Origin of the sequence: Actinoallomurus rhizosphaericola (assembly GCF_024055675.1) — a bacterium.
Classification (GTDB): domain Bacteria; phylum Actinomycetota; class Actinomycetes; order Streptosporangiales; family Streptosporangiaceae; genus Actinoallomurus; species Actinoallomurus soli.
Map to the genome: position 1 here is coordinate 392856 of NZ_JAMXMW010000004.1, position 15736 is coordinate 408591.

Sequence of the window (15736 nt, forward strand, 5' to 3'; positions counted from 1 at the left end):
CCATGAGGAGCCGTCTGTTCCGGCTGGTCGCCGCGACCGCCTCCCTGGTCCTGATCGCGTTCCTGGTGCCCCTGGCCCTTCTCGTACGCCAGGTGGCCGCCGACCGCGCGACCACCGCCGCCACCACCGCGGCCCAGTCGCTGGTACCCGTCGTCGCGACGGCCGATCGCGGCACCGTCGAGCTGACCGTGTCCCAGGTCCGGGCGACGAGCCGGTACCCGATCACGGTGCTCTGGCCCGCCGACGGCAGCCTCATCGGCGCGCCGGCGCCCCGCAGCCGGGCGCTGCGACTGGCCGCGCGCGGGCGCAGCGTCACCGCCGAGGCGCCGGGCGGACGCGAGATCCTGGTCGCGGTGCAGGGCGCCCCGGCCGGCACCATCGTCATCCGCACCTTCGTCACCACCGCCGACCTGCGCGCCGGGGTCCTGCGCGCCTGGCTGATCCTGGGCCTGCTCGGGATCGGGCTGCTGGGCGTCGGGCTGGTCGTGGCCGACGCGATCGCCCGCTCGATGCTCGGTCCCGTCACCGCCCTGGCCGCCCTGTCGCAGCGGCTGTCCGGCGGTGACCTGGACGCCCGGATCGACCCCGCCGGGCCCCCGGAGATCCGTGACGTCGGTGCCGCGCTCAACCACCTGGCCGGGCGCATCGGCGACCTGCTCACCGGCGAGCGCGAGGCCGCCGCGGATCTGTCGCACCGGCTGCGCACCCCGCTGACCGCGCTGCGGCTGGAGACCGAATCGCTCCGGGACCCGGCCGAGGCCGAGCGCGTGACCGCCGTCGTCGACGCGCTGGAGCGGACGGTCACGCAGATCATCAGCGACACGCGCCACCCCCGCCGGTCCGGCGGGCGGTGCGACGCCCGCCAGATCCTCACCGACCGCGTCGCCTACTGGTCCGCGCTCGCCGACGAACAGGACCGCCCCGTCGGCACCGTCCTGCCCGATCACGCGGTGCCGGTCGCCGTCGACGGCGACGAACTGGCCGCCGCCGTCGACGCCCTGCTCGAGAACGTCTTCGCGCACACGCCGGAGGCCACGGCCTTCACCGTACGGCTGGAGGCGACGACGAGCGGGGCCCGCATCGTCATCGGCGACGACGGCCCCGGCCTGCCCGGCGCCGGCCTGTCCGGCCGCGGCCGGAGCGGCCGTGCCTCCACCGGCCTCGGCCTGGACATCGCCCGGCGCACGGCCCACGCCGCGGGCGGCGCCCTCACCCTCGGCCGCTCCCCGAGCGGCGGCGCGGAGGTCACCGTGACACTGCCCGCGCCTACCGAGGGGTCTTAGCCCGACGTTAGCCGCGCCGCAGCACGGGCTTATCGTCCCCGGCGGCAACCTGAATCCCGTCAGCCAGACCCATCACACGGGAGGACGCACACCATGGGCCGTCTCACCATCCTCGGCGTCGGATTCGCCGCCGCCACCACCATCGCCGTGGCCGGCGGGATCGCATTCGCCGATGACCACCACACCCGGCCGGCCACCGCCGTCGCCGTCGCACACGAAGACTCCGCCGGACGCCACCACGACGACACGGCCGTCGCGGCGAGCACCAGGATCAGCGCCGCGCAGGCCGACAGGATCGCGCGCACGGCGGTCCCCGGGGCGCGGATCCTCTCGACCGAATTCCGCGGCACCCGGCGGACTCCCACCTGGGAGGTGAAGCTGACCGCGAAGGGTGTCCAGCGCGAACTCCTCATCGACGCCCGGACCGGAAAGATCATCAAGAACGAGGTACGGCACGCGTCCCGGGGCCACCGGGACGATCACCCGGGCCGGGACGACCACCGCGGCGGCCGCTGAGCCACCGGCCGCCGAGCCACCGGCCGCTCGGACGCGTCCGGCCGGCGATCGTCACGGACGGGATCAAGCCGATCAGCGTCCGGCGATCGCCGGCCGGCGCGCCGGCGCGCCCGGCACGGCCTCGATCACTCCAGATAGTTCTCGACCTGGCTCACGCTCCGCGCGTGGGCCTGGTCCGGATCCCGGCCGAACTCCCGCAGGGCCCTGCGCTGGCGCAGGAGGTCCCAGCACTGGTCGAGCTCCTCCTCGAGGTGCCGCAGGCGCTGCCGCGACTCGTCGTCGTGCCGGGCCGGCTCGGCGTTGCGGAGGGAATGCTCCTCGTCGACGACCTCGCGGATGCGCTGGAGGATGGTCCTGTCATCGGTCATGACCGACGATCCTCCAGCACCTCCCGCCGCGGTGCATAAGTCATTCGACTCGCGGTGCGGGCGGCCGGCCGGACCGGCCCGATGCGGTGCGCCCGGCGGAGCGCGACCACCTGCGCCTCGGCTCGCGTCATCTCTTGATCTCCGAGCGGCGCCTCCTCCGTCATGTCATGCATTGTTTTCGGTCTTGGTCGCGGGAGATGGGGTGGCGTAGCGCTGGACTTTCCGTGTCGAGCCGGACGGCGTCGGGCAGCTCTCGCCAGAGCCGGCCCCCGCCGCAGCGACGATCGCCACCTGGCGGCCGGCGCGGTAGGCGAGGGCGGCACCGAGCGCGAAGCTCGCCGCGGCGACGACGGCGGAAAGATGGAGACCCGCAAGCACGTTGGACGAGGTGGCCGCCAGGGTGCCGAACAGCGCGACGCCGATGGTGTTGCCGATCTGGCGAGCGGTCATGAGCACCGCGGACGCGATGCCGGCCTTCTCGACCGGGACGGATTCGATCATCGCCGCCGTGACCGCGGTGACGACCAGTGGTGCGGCCAGGCCGGTCAGGGCCAGCGGCCAGAAGGTGATGAAGTACGGCGTGGCCGGTCCTGTCGCCAGCCAACCGACGAACCCGGCTCCACCGAGCAGCAGGAAGGCGACCATGGGCCGGAACGAACCGTAGCGGGCGGTGATCCGGCCGGACAGCGGCGAGGCGAACAATGCCATGCCGACCGCCGGCAGCATTAGGAATCCCGTGGTCAGCGCGTCATAGCCGCGTTGTTGCTGGAAATACACCGGGATGAGGAACAGGAGACCGTAGAAACCGAGATTGAGCAGCATGCCGATGGTCGCCGCGGCGGCGAATCCACTGCCGCGGAACAGCGACGGCGCCAGCAGCGGCCGTCGGCCACGCCGCTCCAACCGCCGCTCGGTGACCACGAAAGCCGCCAGAATGAGCACGCCGAGGACGAGGATCGCCGGCACCAGCGGAGAGCCCCAGCCGAGCGTGGCGGCCTCATTCAGCGCCCCGGCGACGCAGGCCAGGCCGGTAATCGCGAGCAGTTGGCCGCGGACGTCCACCGCGCCGGCCGGTTCCGCGCGTCGAGGCGTGTCCAGATGGCGCACCGTCATCACCACCGCCAGCGCGGCAAAGGGCAGGTTCAGCCAGAACACCGCACGCCAACCCACGCCGGCTACCAGGAATCCGCCGAGGACGGGCCCGAGGGCGAACGCGATTCCCGAGATACCGGCCCACGCCCCGACCGCCCGCGCCCGCTCGCCCCGGTCGGTGTAGACCGAGGCGAGCAGGGACAGCGAACAGGGAACAAGAAGGGCGCCGCCCGCGCCCTGCGCCAGCCGCCCGGCAACCAGCACGGCGATATCCGGCGCGGCCGCGCACAGAACCGACGCGATGGCGAAGAGCTCCAGCCCGATGAGGAAGATCCGCCGGTGGCCGAACCGTTCGCCCAGGCCGCCGCCGAGTAGTAACAGGGCCGCGAAGACGGTGCTGTACGTGTCCACGACCCACTGCCCGCCGGCCGTACCGGATCCCAGTGACTGCTCGATACGGGGGACTGCCACGTTTATCGACGTGACATCGAACATGACGAGGAAGTAACCGAGGCCGAGCGCGAAAAGCGGCCGCAGGGCGAGCCTGGCGTGGTTCACGACCTCATCGTGTCCAGCCAGAAACATTAGGTCAAGTTAGAATTATTTGGTGAGAATGGATAGCGATGGCTTCACTGTCGACGTTCGGCGGCTGCGTGTGCTTGAGCAGGTGCGTGCCCACGGCACCATCGTCGCCACGGCCACGGCGCTGCATCTGACGCCGTCCGCGGTTTCTCAGCAACTGAGCGCGCTGGCCAGAGAGCTGGGCGTGCCCCTGGTGGTCAAGCAGGGCCGCACGATTCGGCTGACGTCACAGGCCGAGGTACTGCTCGAACACGCGGCTGCGATCGGGGCGCAGCTGGAGCGCATCCGTGCCGACCTGGCCGAACACGCCGCCGGCAGATCCGGCACGGTGCGCATCGGCACGTTCGCCACCGCGATCGGGCAACTGGTCGGCCCCGCCCTCAGGGAGTTGCGCCAGGCCACCCCCGGTCTGCGGGTGTTGGTCCGCGAGTCGGAGCCTCCGACGTCCATGGAGCGGTTGTACGCCGGCGACCTCGACATCGTGATCACAACCGAGTACCTCGGCGGGCCGACTCGAACCGACCGTCGTTACCACCGTGTCGATCTGCTCGTCGACCCGCTGGACGTCGTACTGCCGGAGGACAGTCCGCTCGCCGGCGCGCCGGAGCCGCTCAAGCTGGCCGATCTCGCCGACGAGCCGTGGATCAGTGGTGGCAGCGGCACCGCCTGCGGACAGATCACGCTCAGCGCGTGCGCCGCCGCCGGTTTCACCCCCGACGTGCGGCACTTCACCCACCAGTGGAGTGCCACGCTCGGATTGGTCGCCGCCGGCGAGGGTGTGGAACTTGTGCCGCGTATGGCGATCGGCCGGCTTCCGGACGGCGCGGTGCGCCGACGGCTGGAGTCGCCGCCGGCACGCCGCATCTACGCCGCGACCCGGGCAGGCGCCCAGGCCGTTCCCCATATTCGCACGGTGCTGGACACCCTGGTAGAGATCGCCGCGACGATCAGCTGACCTCGGCGCGGAACACGACCTCACCCCGCTGGCTGGCCTGAACGTCGCAGGCATCCGAGACGACCAGCGTGACCGGGGCGGTCACCTCCGCGTGACGCACGAACTCGCCGAACATCCGGGAGATCGACCGCAGTCCTCCCGATGCCAGGACCGCCTGCCCGGCGGCGGCCATCAGCATCGCGCCCGGGAGGTGGTCCGCGGTCTCGGACAGCCGCCGGGGTACCAGCGACCAGCCCGATCCTTCGGCGGCCAGCAGCACCTCTTCGGGTGGGATGCCGTCGATCGCTACAAGGTCGTTCCGGTCGGAGGTGAACTCTTCTCCCGGCTCGAAGCGTTGCTGGGCACGGATGAATCGGTACACGGCCGGTGAGAGGCAGCGGATCTCACCGCCGCCCCGGGCGTACTCCTCGAAACCCCGCAGCAGTCGCAGTCGGTACCGGAATCCCCTCACCTCCGGTCCCCTGCGTTCGATCTGCTCGCACACCGCGTCCGTGGTGAGTTCACCATCCGCGATCGGCTGGGTGAGGGCGAACCACTGTGTCCGCAATGCGGCGTGGAACCGCTCCGGCACGCCCAACGCGCCGTACATGAGGTCGAGCCCGGCCCGCCGCACCGCCTCGGCGAGCGCACCTGGATAGCTCATGCGCCCCTTCTCCGCAGGCCGGCGTCCGTCAGTTCGGGCGGAATCCAGCTGCCGTCCTCTCGGCTCACCAGCATCGACCCGGGCGGGACGATCTCGTCGATGCGGTCCAGCACGTCCTTGTCCAACACCACGTACGGCGCCTTGAGTTGATTCTCCAGTTGCGCCATGGTGCGCGGTCCGATCGCCACCGACGTCACCGCCTTGTGGTTGAGACAGAACGCCAGCGCCAACTCGATCAGCGTCATGCCGGCCTCGTCGGCCAGCGCCGCAAGCTGCTCGACGACCGCCAGTTTGTGCTGGTTGGCCGGTTCGGCGGGGTCATAGCGTTTGGGCCAGCGGCCGACGCGTGGGGTCGCCGCCTGCCCGGTGTTCGCGCGGTAGCGACCGGTCAGCCACCCACCTGCGAGCGGACTCCAGGTAGTGACACCGATGTTGTGTTTCTGACAGACCGGTAGGACATCGGCCTCGACCTCGCGCGCCAGCATCGAATATTGGGGCTGCTCGCTGACGAATCGGCGCCGACCGCCGGTGCTGGCCGCCCACTGCGCCTCCACGATGCGGTGAGCCGGGAAGTTGGACGTGCCGAAATAGCGGATCTTTCCTGCCTTGACCAGATCGGACAGTGCGTCCAGCGTCTCCTCGATATCGGTATTGGTATCCGGCCGATGCACCTGGTACAGATCGATGTAGTCGGTGCCGAGCCGGCGGAGGCTCTGCTCGACCTCGTAGATGATCCAGCGCCGGGACAGACCGCGGAAATTCGGGTCCACGCTCATGTTCCAGAACACCTTGGTCGCGACGATGAGCCGGTCTCGTTTGCCGGATTTGGCCAGCGCCTTGCCGACGATCTCCTCGGACTCCCCGCCCGCGTACGAGTCGGCGGTGTCGATGTAGTTGATTCCCGCGTCCAGGGCGCGGTCGATGATTGCGAGAGCGTCCTCATGGGTGGTCCGGCCCCACGCGCCGAACATCAGTGTGCCCAGGCACAACGTGCTGACCTTGACGCCACTTCCGCCGAGATAGCGGTACCTCATCGGGTCACCTCCACGTCGAGTAGCTGTTCCCGGATGAACTGGCCCACCTCGGCCACCCAGTTGTAGACGAAATAGTGGTTGCCGGGCAGCTTGCATACCGTCACGGAGCGTTCGGTGTAGTCGGCCCAACCCGGCAGCAGACTGTCACTGGTCATGAAGTCGTCGTCGCCGGCGAGCGCGAGGACCGGCTGGCTGATCCGGGGTTCGGGGCCGCCGGCGTCGTAGCCGCGGACCATGGCCTGATCGGCGCGGAAGATCGGCAGGAAGGCGCGGGCCATCGCGCGGCTGAGCCCTTTGGGCACTCCGCCCACGGCGACGAGCTCGGTGAACAACTCGTCGTCGGACAGTGGCGCGACCTTACGGGACCACTCGTTCGGCAGGTGCGGGGGGTTGCGCCCGGAGACAACGAGCAGTACCGGCTCGTCATCGGCGCCACGCAGTCGGCGCGCCATCTCGAAGGCGATCACCGCCCCCATGCAGTGTCCGAACAGGACGAAAAGCGAACCATCCCGCTTTGACGTCAGTTGGTCGATCAGGTCGGTGACTGCGGCCGGAACATCCGGAGAGAACGGGTCGTTGGCGCGTGGGCCGCGTCCCGCCAGCTCAAGGGGTATGACGGCCAACCCGTCGCCGATCTGGTCGTTCCACCGCCGGAAGGCGCTGGCCGTCCCGCCCGCATGGGGGACACAGAACATCTGCACGGTCACGTCGTCACCTCGCAACGAAGCTACTTGTGGAACTGGGCATGGTCCTCGGCCAGCACCCGCACGCGGTGCGGCCGTTCGCCGCGCATCAATACGCGGCCGAGCTGCCTGGTCATCGTCTCCGGGGTGGTCCGGGCCGGGTCTGCGACGTGCACGACCAACTCGATGATGGGATCGTCGCCCTCGTTGATCACCGCGGTTCGAGCACGCACCACGCCGGGTACGGCCTGGGCCGCCGTCCGCATCGACAGCAACGACACCTTCTCGCCGCGAATCACGACGAAATCCCGTATCCGGCCGGCGAAGAACAGATAACCGTCGTCGATGGAGAACAGGTCTCCGGTCGCGATCCGGCCTGGTGCGAGCAGCGGCTGGTGGTGGAACTGCCCGGCCTTGCGCCGCAGGACGGTGTCGGACTCCACCACCAGCTCACCGATTCCATCCGGCCGAACGTTCCGCAACCCGACCGCCACGTCCGGCAGCGGCAGTCCGACAGAGTCCCACCGTGGCCGGGGTTCCTGGTGCGCCGCGAGGGTCGACACCCGTGGCCCCGCCTCGGTCAGCCCGTAGGTCAGGTAGAGCTCGCCGTCATGCCGGGCGAGCAGCTCCCCCACCTGGGCGCCGGGGAGCTGGTCGCCGCCGACGGTAAGGGTGCGCAACCGGCGGGGCAGCGGTCGGTCCTCCGCGAGGAGTTGCCGGGCCAAGGCCGGGGTGACCGCGGAAATGTCGATGCCGTGATCGGTGATGGTGGCCCGGTATCCGTCCGTAGTGAACGGTGGTCCGCCGATCACCAGGCGGGCGCCGGCGGTCAGCGCGCCCAACGCCTGCGCGACGATCGCGTACGAGTAGTACAGCGGCAGAATCACCAGCACCGTGTCGCCGGCTCGCACGCCGGTGGCCGCGTTGTGCCGGCGAGCGTTTCGCAGCAGTGCGTCGAAGCGGTTCACACACGCGCTGAACGTGCCGGACGTGCCCGAGGTCAGCATCACCACATCGCCGGGTTCGTACCGCTCCGGGTGATCGTCGTCGAGGGGCATCCACGCCAGCCACCGCCCGCCGACCGCGAAGGTCCGGCCGCCGCCGACTTTAGCCGCGAACCGCTCGCCGGCCACGTAAGCGCCGATGTTGAGGTGCCTCGCGAGTTCACGCACCCGAGACAACGAGGTGGCCGGCGAGATCAGCAGCGGCACGAGTCCAGACAGGACGGTCGCGAAGTAATGGGTGAGCAGATCCCGGCCATTGGGCAGGGCGATTGCAACGAGGGTACCCGGCGGCAGGTCCAGTTGCTGATAGTCCTGCATGGTCTGGCCCAGCGCGGCGTTGGTCGCCCCACTTGCCGTCATATCGACGGCGCCGCGCAGGAAATCGTCCAACGTACCGACGGAGACCGGGAGGCGAGTCACTGCGGAGCCGGTCACCGTGGCCTACTCGAGCACTGCGCAGGAGGCCACATGGTCCACACCGCGCAACTCGTGCGTTATGAGCAGGACGTACCGGGCCTGCCCCGACCGCAACCAGCCTTCGGCCACCACCAGCGCGGTGTCCCGGCCGAGTTCGGGTGGCATGGTCAGCGTCAGCGACGGACCCCGTAACTGCCGTTCCAGGCAGACCGCGCCGGCGAGCAGGCCGGGATTGGCCCCGGTGAAACGCAGGGGTGACAACCGGCCGGACCGAATGCGTTCGGCGATGCTTCGCATGGTGGCGATCGTGCAGTGCGCACTGATCGCCAGCACGGCGGTGTCCTCGCCGGCGGCCGTCACCTCGGGAATCTGGGCTAAGGCCCGGTCGGCGACCTCGACTGCCAGCCAGGCGACCGGGTCGACGTAGAGCGACTTGCGGTTACGGCTGTGTTGGTTCGGGTCGGCGCAGTCGACCTCAGAGGTGGCAAGAACTTCATGTCCGGCCAGGGCGATTCGGGTCATGGCCTTCCCTCCTCAACGGAGAACACGAGCGCGGTGTTGAAGCCGCCGAACCCGAGCGTGAGGCTGATACCCGCGCTTCCCTGCACCGCTCGACGACCGGGACGGACGAAGTCGGCGGCCTGGGGGATGGGCGAGGTCAACCCCACGATCGGCGGTGCGACTCGTTCGCGCAGCGTCAGAATCAGCGTGATCGCCTCGATGGCGCCGCATGCGCCCAGGCTGTGGCCCAAGGCTCCCTTGGTACCGAACACCACCGGCAACTCGTCCCGGTCGGCGAAGGCCAGTGCGAGGCCCCGGGCTTCCGCCTCATCGTTGAGTACGGTGCCCGTACCATGCGCGCTGATCACGGCGACGTCGATGCCGCGCAGCCCACTATCGCGCAGTGCCCGGTCGACAGCCGTCCGTACGGTATGGCCGTCGGCCGCCGGCGCAGTCGTGCCGACGGCGTCGTTGGACGATCCGGCGCCGCGCAGCACCGCGTAGGACCGGCCGGCCCGTTCGGAGCCCCGTTCCAGTACGAGGAACGCGGCGCCTTCGCCGAGCAGCATTCCCGAGTGGGCGGCGTCGAACGCGCGAAGCCGTTCGTCGGACAGCGTGCCCAGTTTGGAGTGTGCGAGCCATTTGGCCGGCGTCACGATGTCCGCGCCACCGCAGACGGCGGCGCGGTAGCGCCCTGATCGAACCAGACTCGCACCCACCAGCAGCGCGTCGGATGAGGCGGAACAGGCGGTGGAGACGCACACCGGGTTACCGGCATAGCCCGCGGCCCGCGCGCTGCTGACAGCCCAGTCGTAGAGCGTCTCCATCTCCTCATCGAGGTATGCGCCATAGCTGGTGCCGAGTACGAGCGCCACGCCGTCGTCGGCGGGATCGAGTTCGGCGTCGGCGAAGGCGGCCTGCAGCCGATCGGCGGTCATCGCGAGCATTCGCTCGCGATGACCCAGCTCGACAGGCGGCGATGGCACCATCGCCACCAGGTCGTTACGCACCGGGAACGGCATTTCTAACCGGTCGAAGCCGTCCAGGCCGTCCAGTAGCCGATCCCACACCCCGGCGAGGTCATCACCCAGCGGCGTCGACCAGCTCATACCTGTGACATGGACAGTCATTTCGTGGCCCTGTCCGCCGCCCGCCCCTTTTCGATATAGGCGACGAGCGTTTCGAGGGACATGAAGTTATCTGGCGTGAAGTCGTCATCCGGAACGACGATGCCGAACTGCTCTTCAACCTCGGACCGCAACTCGACAAAGCCAAGCGAGTCGACGCCGAGATCTCGATGGAAATGGTCACCCAGAGAGATCTCGTCTGGACTCACCTCCACATATATCTTCGTGACGAGAATCTCTTTGATGGTATCCTCGATCTGCACAATTACTCCTGTTCGTCTCCTGAGTGATTACCGACGAGTGAGTTGTGCGGTTTGGGCAAGCGAATATCAGAACCAGAGATCGCCCTTAGAGCCAACCTTGCAACGAGTTTGTTTTCTTGTCAAGGCGTCCAAGTCGGCCAGCCGGTAACTCCCGAAAGGGTCGGTCATCTATCCGTGTCGCCGTTACCAACGTCCGTGGTCAGTACACCTAGTCGAGCCCCGCGTCGTTCAGGGCGTCGCGCAGCTGCGCGCGCGTCGTGACGCCCAGTTTCGGAAACGCCTGGTACAGGTGGAACCCGACCGTGCGGGGCGACAGCAGCAGGCGTCCTCCGATCTCCCGGTTCGTCAGCCCGCTCGCCGCGAGCCGTACGATCTGCAGCTGCTGCGCGGTGAGGTCCACGTGACGCGCCCGCTTCTTCCGTACCGGCATGGCGACCCCGCAGGCACGCAGCTCGGCGGTGGTGCGCGCGACCCAGTGCCGCGCGCCGAGCCGTTCGAACACCGCCAGGGCCTGGGCCAGCGCCGTACGGGCCTCGCCGGTGCGGCGGCGGCGACGGAGCCACTCGGCGTACTCCAGGCGGGCCTGCGCCCGTTCGAACGGCCACTGTTCGCCCGCCGGGTCGGCCAGCGCGGCCCGGAAGTGCTCCTCCGCCTCGCCGGCCGGGGCCAGCAGTGCCCGCGCCCGGTGCGCCAGCAGGGCCAGCCGGGTCGACATCCGGCCCGCCAGCCGGCGTTCGACGGAGTCCAGCACCCGCGCGGCGTCCTTCTCCTGACGCGCGCGTACGGCCGCCGCGGCCAGGTCGCCGAGGCCGTAGTGGGAGGCGTGGTAGTGCAGCGGCATCGGGTCGGGATCCGCCGTGAACAGGCCCCGCAGCAGCTCGTACGCCAGCGCGTGGTCGCCCTCGACGGTCGCGATGGCGCCCCGTACGGCCAGCGCCCGTGCCTGCAGCGCGCGGCTCTCGGTGGGGTCGATGCCGGCCACCGCGCGGTCGATCAGTTCGCGCGCCCGGCCGGTGTCCCCGCGCTGCGCGAGCAGCGCCGCGCTGACGTAGGTCGCGGACCGCCCGGCCATGTCCAGGCCGTTCTCGGCGGCCACCCGGCGGGCGTCGTCGGCGGTCACCTCCGCCGCGTCCCACGCTCCGCTCTCGAACTGGGCGATCGCCAGCGCCTGGCCCAGGGTGGCGTTGGACCCGGCGGTGGTCGCGCGCCGCAGGTGCTCCAGGGAGTCGCCGTACAGCCGGACGGCGGTGGCGGTCTCGTCGAGCACCCAGGCGCACGCCCCGATCTCGTTGAGCGCGTTGGCCCCGAGGCCCGGCAGGGCCGCGGCCCGCTCCAGCAGGCGCAGGTGCCCCGGCCGGTCCCCGAAGGGATCGAGGGCCGCGCGGGGCCACGCGTGGTCGGAGCTCTCCCCGACGTCCGCCGGGATCCGTTCCAGCAGCTCCAGCGCCTCGCGGCGGTAGTCCTCGTCTCCCATGGTGTAGACGACGAGGGCGGCGTGGCGGACCGCGCCGAGGGCGACCGCCGGCGCGGTGTCCACGGTCGACGCGGCGAGCGGCAGCAGGTGGGACAGCGCGGCCTTCTGGCGGGTGGTCGCCGCCAGCGCCCAGCCGGTCCACAGCGCCGCCTCGGTGAGCAGCTCCGGATCGTCGGTGGCGGCGACGACTCCCGCGGTGAGCTGCTCCACCCACAGCGGGCGGCCCGCGTGCATCGCCAGGTCGCAGGCGGCCAGGAGGCGTCGCGCCTGCCGGTGGGGGTCGGGGCTGAGCCGCGCGGCGCGCTCGAGCGCCGCCGCGGCGACGCGGTAGCCGCCGCGCCTGCGCGCCCGGTCCGCGGTCGCCTCCAGGGCGGCGGCGATCGTCTCGTCCGGGGCGAGGGCCGCGGCCGCGAGGTGCCAGGCGCGGCGGTCGGGGTTTCCGGCGAGCGCCTCGGCGAGGGCGAGGTGAACCTCCCGGCGGGCCGCGAAGGACGCGGCCTGGTACACCGCCGAGCGCATCAGCGGATGGCGGAAGGCGACGCGGCCGCTGTCCAGGGTGACCAGGCCGGCCTTCTCCGCGAGCAGCCACGCCTCGATCCCGCCGTCGGGGCCCGCGGCCGACGACGCGAGGAGCGCGGCGGGCAGGTCGGGGTCGTCCGCGGCGGCGGCGAACAGCAGCGCGCGCCGGGTGCCCTCCGGCAGCCGCGCCAGGCGGTCGGCGAAGATCCGCTCCAGCCGTGCGGTCAGCGGGAGCCGCTCGACGGCGGTGTCCGAGAGGGAGGCGGACGAGTCGGCCGTCGCCCTGGCCAGCTCCACCAGCGCCAGGGGGTTGCCGGCCGCCTGCCGCAGGATCTGCCGTCGCAGCGGTCCCGCCGGGGGGAACGGCTGGACGTCGAGCAGCCGGTCGGCGGCCGCCTCGGCGAGCGGCGACACGGGCAGCCGGGGGAACTCCGCCCCGAACTGCTCGGGCACGGGGTCGGTCCGCGTGGCCGCCAGGACGGAGACCGGTTCGTCGGCCAGCCGCCGCGCGGCGAAGGTCAGCGCGTCCAGCGAGCACGCGTCGAGCCACTGCGCGTCGTCGACGATGACGAGCAGCGGCCGCCGGCAGGCCGTGTCGGACAGCAATGTCAGCACGGCGAGGTTGATCAGCAGCCGCTCGGGTTCCCCCGCCGCGCCGGCGGGCTCGGGCTGGTTCAGCCCGAACGCCCTGAGCAGGGCGTCGCGCTGCGGGCCGGGCAGCTCCCGGATCTCGGCCGACATGGGGGCCAGCAACTGGTGCAACCCGGCGAAGACGAGTTCGGTCTCACCCTCGTGGCCCTGGCAGCGGAGCACCCGCAGGCCCCGGCGCCCGGCCTCGCGGGCGGCGACGTCCAGCAACGTGCTCTTGCCGGAGCCGGGTTCGCCGATGAGCAGGAGCAGAGACGAACGGTCGGTGTCCTCGGGGTCCAGGAGACGCCGGATGCGGGCCAGTTCCCTCTCCCTGCCGATGACCCCGATCGCGGGCAGGCCCGCATCGCCGCCGCGACCCATCTGTGCTCCTCTGTCCCTTCGCCCGGCGAATCGCGTGATTGCGAGCTTCAAGACTAAGAGGCCGTTTCACCTGGTTCGGTGGTCCGGGCGGGGAACACTTCGGGGCGGTGCGGGGACGTGATCCCCGCACCGCCCCGAAGGCGCGGTCGGCTCAGGCCGGTCAGGCGCGGATGAACTCCAGGAGGTCCTTCTCGAACGCGGCGCGGAAGTCGCCGTACAGGCCGTGGGGCGCGCCGGGGTAGACCTTCAGGGTCGCGTCCTTGAGCAGTTCGGCGGTCTTGAGCGCGGCGTCCTGGATGGGGACGATCTGGTCGTCGTCGCCGTGGGCGACCAGGACGGGGATGTCGATGCCCTTGAGGTCCTCGGTGAAGTCGGTCTCGGAGAACTGCTCAACGCAGTCGTAGGCGGCCTTGACGCCCACCTGCATGCTCCAGAGCCAGAAGGCGCGGCGGGCGCCTTCGGAGACGGCCGCCCCGGGACGGTTGAAGCCGTAGAAGCTCTCGCTGAGGTCCCAGTAGAACTGGGAGCGGTCGCCGTCCACACCGGCGCGGATGCCGTCGAACGCCTCGATGGGGGTGCCCTCGGGGTTCTTCTCGCTCCGCACCATCACCGGCGGGACGGCGCCCAGCAGGACGGCCTTGGCGACGCGGGCGCTGCCGTGGCGGCCGAGGTAGCGGGTGACCTCGCCGCCGCCGGTGGAGTGGCCGACCAGGATGGCGTCCCGCAGGTCCAGGTGCTCGATGAGAGCGGCGAGATCGTCGGCGTAGGTGTCCATGTCGTTGCCGGTCCAGGGCTGGTCGGAGCGGCCGTGCCCGCGGCGGTCGTGGGCGATGGCGCGGTAGCCGTTCTCGGCCAGGAGGCGCAGCTGCTCGTCCCAGGCGTCGGCGTTCAGCGGCCAGCCGTGACTGAACACGACGGGCTGCCCGCTGCCCCAGTCCTTGTAGAAGATGCGCGTGCCGTCGGCGGTGGTGATGGTGGGCATCGGGGATTCCTCTCAGTGTTCTTCCGCGGTCGCGGGGGAGATGCGGGGAGGCCCGGTGCGGACACCGCCCCGCGAGAAGGTGGCCAGCACGGTACGTACGGCGATGCCGGCGATCAGAAGGGTGACCGCGGCGAGCGCGGCGTAGGTGTAGACGAGGTACCCGGTCGGGCGGAGGATCTGCGTCCAGTGGACGACGCTGGTGGCGACCGCGGCCCAGGAGAAGGTGAACGCCCAGAAGCTCGGGGCGAAGCGCAGCCGCGTGAAGGCGGGCAGCAGCCGCAGCTGCGCGAGCACCATCAGCGTGCCGTATCCGGCGAGGATCGCGCTGAAGGCGTCCACGTGGGGGCCGTGCAGCGAGACGTAGGCGACGGTCGCCACGGCCGCGGGCGCGACCTCGATCGCGAGGGTCGGGTAGAGGGCCGGCGGCAGCGCGGGGCGGAAGAAGAGCCGCGCCATGATCATCGATCCCAGGATGAACCAGCAGATCAGCCCGAGGCCGAGCATGGCATAGCCCAGCGTCCGCTGCCCGACCGCGGCGGCGCCGGCCGCCGCGACCAGGCCGCCCGCCACGGTCGGCAGGAAGTACCCCGGATGGAGCTGGTCGAGGCTGAGCGACCCGTAGATCCACTGGCCGGTCATCCAGCCGCCGAGCAGCACGGTCAGCACCAGGAACACGTCGAAGACGACGGTTCCGGCGGTCGAGTCGTACGCGTAGAGGCCCTGCGACGCCGCCGGCATCGGAGTGATCATCGCCAGGGCGGCGAAGGGGGCGGCGACGGGATCGGTCAGATCGGCGGCGAACGCGCCGCGTACCGACAGCGCGTACCGCGCGTAGCGCGCCACCGTGACGGCCCAGACGATCGCCGAGACGGCCAGCAGCGTCCGTCCCGCCCACAGCGGGGCGTGGCCGTAGCGCGCGACGGTCAGCCAGGTGCCCGCCAGTCCCGCGATGCCGAACGCCATGCCGAACAGGTTCAGCGGAACCCGTCGGACCGCGGGGGTCTCGGGCTTCTCGGCCTCGTCGGCGGCCATGGGGGCTCCTCGTGGTACGCAAGGGGGAAGCGGGATCGGCGAGCAATGTGAGTTCAACGATGCCAATGTCCCAGATCGTGGTGGAACGTCCATAAGTCGAATGACTTGCGAACTTCCTGTGGCCCGGACCGCCGGGGCGGGGGCCGAGCGACCGTGGCAGGGGCGACGGAGGGCGGCGCGAGTGCGTGGGCGCCGGCGAGAGGGACGCGTGCGGCCGCGCTCCTGGCCAGGGCACGGGCGGCGAGCGGTT

15 protein-coding genes are annotated in these 15736 nt (G+C 70.8%); 3 read left to right on the forward strand and 12 right to left on the reverse strand.

Annotated features, from left to right (window positions below; genetic code table 11):
* Positions 1-2: 2 nt before the first annotated feature.
* Positions 3-1283, forward strand: a complete 1281-nt coding sequence (locus NE234_RS13065; RefSeq protein WP_252779223.1) for a HAMP domain-containing sensor histidine kinase — start codon at positions 3-5, stop codon at positions 1281-1283.
* A gap of 93 nt (positions 1284-1376) precedes the next feature.
* The gene (locus NE234_RS13070) at positions 1377-1799 is read left to right on the forward strand and encodes a PepSY domain-containing protein (RefSeq protein WP_252779224.1); all 423 of its coding nucleotides are present in this window, start codon (positions 1377-1379) and stop codon (positions 1797-1799) included.
* A 125-nt stretch (positions 1800-1924) separates the two neighbouring features.
* Here NE234_RS13070 and NE234_RS13075 read toward each other — a convergent pair whose 3' ends face one another.
* Both NE234_RS13075 and NE234_RS13080 read right to left on the reverse strand, forming a co-directional pair.
* Positions 1925-2167, reverse strand: a complete 243-nt coding sequence (locus NE234_RS13075) for a DUF2630 family protein (RefSeq protein ID WP_252779225.1) — start codon at positions 2165-2167, stop codon at positions 1925-1927.
* Between the two features lie 165 nt (positions 2168-2332).
* Positions 2333-3817 carry an MFS transporter gene (locus tag NE234_RS13080; RefSeq protein WP_252779226.1) on the reverse strand — a complete coding sequence of 495 codons (1485 nt, stop codon included), beginning with the start codon at positions 3815-3817 and terminating at the stop codon, positions 2333-2335.
* A 55-nt stretch (positions 3818-3872) separates the two neighbouring features.
* Between NE234_RS13080 and NE234_RS13085 the strand changes: the two genes are divergently transcribed.
* On the forward strand, positions 3873-4796 hold the full coding sequence (locus NE234_RS13085; protein ID WP_252779227.1) for a LysR family transcriptional regulator: 924 nt from the start codon (positions 3873-3875) through the stop codon (positions 4794-4796).
* On the opposite strand, the gene NE234_RS13090 is transcribed toward NE234_RS13085, so the two are convergent.
* The 10 genes from NE234_RS13090 to NE234_RS13140 all read right to left on the reverse strand — a co-directional run bounded on the left by NE234_RS13090 (position 4789) and on the right by NE234_RS13140 (position 15486).
* A complete protein-coding gene (locus NE234_RS13090) occupies positions 4789-5439 on the reverse strand; it encodes a hypothetical protein (protein WP_252779228.1) in 651 nt (216 codons plus the stop codon). The two genes, NE234_RS13085 and NE234_RS13090, sit on opposite strands and share 8 nt — an antisense overlap.
* Entirely contained in the window at positions 5436-6473 is a 1038-nt protein-coding gene (locus NE234_RS13095) for an aldo/keto reductase (RefSeq protein WP_252779229.1), read from the reverse strand. The genes NE234_RS13090 and NE234_RS13095 overlap by 4 nt, the downstream gene beginning before the upstream one ends.
* Positions 6470-7180, reverse strand: coding sequence for a thioesterase II family protein (locus NE234_RS13100; protein ID WP_252779230.1), 711 nt, complete (start codon positions 7178-7180; stop codon positions 6470-6472). The genes NE234_RS13095 and NE234_RS13100 overlap by 4 nt, the downstream gene beginning before the upstream one ends.
* 20 nt (positions 7181-7200) lie before the next feature.
* Positions 7201-8550, reverse strand: a complete 1350-nt coding sequence (locus tag NE234_RS13105; RefSeq protein WP_252779231.1) for a class I adenylate-forming enzyme family protein — start codon at positions 8548-8550, stop codon at positions 7201-7203.
* A 51-nt stretch (positions 8551-8601) separates the two neighbouring features.
* Positions 8602-9099 carry a beta-ketoacyl synthase N-terminal-like domain-containing protein gene (locus tag NE234_RS13110; protein WP_252779232.1) on the reverse strand — a complete coding sequence of 166 codons (498 nt, stop codon included), beginning with the start codon at positions 9097-9099 and terminating at the stop codon, positions 8602-8604.
* A complete protein-coding gene (locus NE234_RS13115) occupies positions 9096-10187 on the reverse strand; it encodes a beta-ketoacyl synthase N-terminal-like domain-containing protein (protein ID WP_252779233.1) in 1092 nt (363 codons plus the stop codon). The genes NE234_RS13110 and NE234_RS13115 overlap by 4 nt, the downstream gene beginning before the upstream one ends.
* Before the next feature lie 17 nt (positions 10188-10204).
* On the reverse strand, positions 10205-10468 hold the full coding sequence (locus NE234_RS13120; protein ID WP_252779234.1) for an acyl carrier protein: 264 nt from the start codon (positions 10466-10468) through the stop codon (positions 10205-10207).
* Between the two features lie 208 nt (positions 10469-10676).
* Positions 10677-13472, reverse strand: a complete 2796-nt coding sequence (locus tag NE234_RS45060; RefSeq protein ID WP_305886685.1) for a helix-turn-helix transcriptional regulator — start codon at positions 13470-13472, stop codon at positions 10677-10679.
* Positions 13473-13632: 160 nt separating this feature from the next.
* Positions 13633-14454: an alpha/beta fold hydrolase gene (locus tag NE234_RS13135; RefSeq protein WP_252779235.1), complete on the reverse strand. Its 822-nt coding sequence runs from the start codon at positions 14452-14454 to the stop codon at positions 13633-13635.
* Between the two features lie 12 nt (positions 14455-14466).
* Positions 14467-15486 (reverse strand): SLAC1 family transporter, encoded by a 1020-nt coding sequence (locus NE234_RS13140; RefSeq protein ID WP_252779236.1) that lies wholly within the window; start codon positions 15484-15486, stop codon positions 14467-14469.
* Positions 15487-15736: the final 250 nt, after the last annotated feature.

Excerpts from the sequence above, each read along its gene's own strand:
- NE234_RS13065 (WP_252779223.1), top strand. The coding sequence starts at position 3 with ATGAGGAGCCGTCTGTTCCGGCTGGTCGCCGCGACCGCCTCCCTGGTC.
- NE234_RS13070 (WP_252779224.1), top strand. The coding sequence starts at position 1,377 with ATGGGCCGTCTCACCATCCTCGGCGTCGGATTCGCCGCCGCCACCACC.
- NE234_RS13075 (WP_252779225.1), bottom strand. The coding sequence starts at position 2,167 with ATGACCGATGACAGGACCATCCTCCAGCGCATCCGCGAGGTCGTCGAC.
- NE234_RS13085 (WP_252779227.1), top strand. The coding sequence starts at position 3,873 with ATGGATAGCGATGGCTTCACTGTCGACGTTCGGCGGCTGCGTGTGCTT.
- NE234_RS13090 (WP_252779228.1), bottom strand. The coding sequence starts at position 5,439 with ATGAGCTATCCAGGTGCGCTCGCCGAGGCGGTGCGGCGGGCCGGGCTC.
- NE234_RS13095 (WP_252779229.1), bottom strand. The coding sequence starts at position 6,473 with ATGAGGTACCGCTATCTCGGCGGAAGTGGCGTCAAGGTCAGCACGTTG.
- NE234_RS13110 (WP_252779232.1), bottom strand. The coding sequence starts at position 9,099 with ATGACCCGAATCGCCCTGGCCGGACATGAAGTTCTTGCCACCTCTGAG.
- NE234_RS13115 (WP_252779233.1), bottom strand. The coding sequence starts at position 10,187 with ATGAGCTGGTCGACGCCGCTGGGTGATGACCTCGCCGGGGTGTGGGAT.
- NE234_RS45060 (WP_305886685.1), bottom strand. The coding sequence starts at position 13,472 with ATGGGTCGCGGCGGCGATGCGGGCCTGCCCGCGATCGGGGTCATCGGC.
- NE234_RS13135 (WP_252779235.1), bottom strand. The coding sequence starts at position 14,454 with ATGCCCACCATCACCACCGCCGACGGCACGCGCATCTTCTACAAGGAC.
- NE234_RS13140 (WP_252779236.1), bottom strand. The coding sequence starts at position 15,486 with ATGGCCGCCGACGAGGCCGAGAAGCCCGAGACCCCCGCGGTCCGACGG.